This window comes from Vibrio nigripulchritudo ATCC 27043, assembly GCF_000222685.1.
Lineage (GTDB): Bacteria > Pseudomonadota > Gammaproteobacteria > Enterobacterales > Vibrionaceae > Vibrio > Vibrio nigripulchritudo.
In genome coordinates, this window is record NZ_AFWJ01000249.1 from 1 (window position 1) to 383 (window position 383).

At 41.5% G+C, this 383-nt stretch carries 1 protein-coding gene; it reads right to left on the reverse strand.

The window, feature by feature from the left end; translation table 11 throughout:
* Positions 1-55: 55 nt before the first annotated feature.
* A partial coding sequence (locus RH89_RS29975) for a hypothetical protein (protein ID WP_004404669.1) occupies positions 56-383 on the reverse strand: 328 nt, incomplete at its 5' end.

The following is a 383-nucleotide window of genomic DNA, read 5'->3' on the forward strand; positions in this document are numbered from 1 at the left end:
AGCGAAGCGAAACTGCCAAGCATTGCGAATCACTCTTAAATGCTTTGTTAGCAGTTTAACCTACCAAGTCCCAAGATTTTCCCCACTCGGTAACTGATTTACGACTACGGCTTTTTCGCAGTGGATAAAAACGGCGTTGGTATTTTTTACCTTCAAATTCGACTATTTCTTTACTTTGAGCATTAGGGAACTGACGATCTAAACGTACTTCTAAGTTTTCTTGTTCTGATCTTTCTAGCACGCCACTAGCTTTCAAAGACTCTGTAATACTTCTCACTCTACTTTGAGCATTTCGAATATCAGCTTGGTATTTGTTTGGGTTATTACCATCATAACGGTCCCAACGACCTTGCCACAGATCCAGCTCTTCTTGAGCTGCCCGT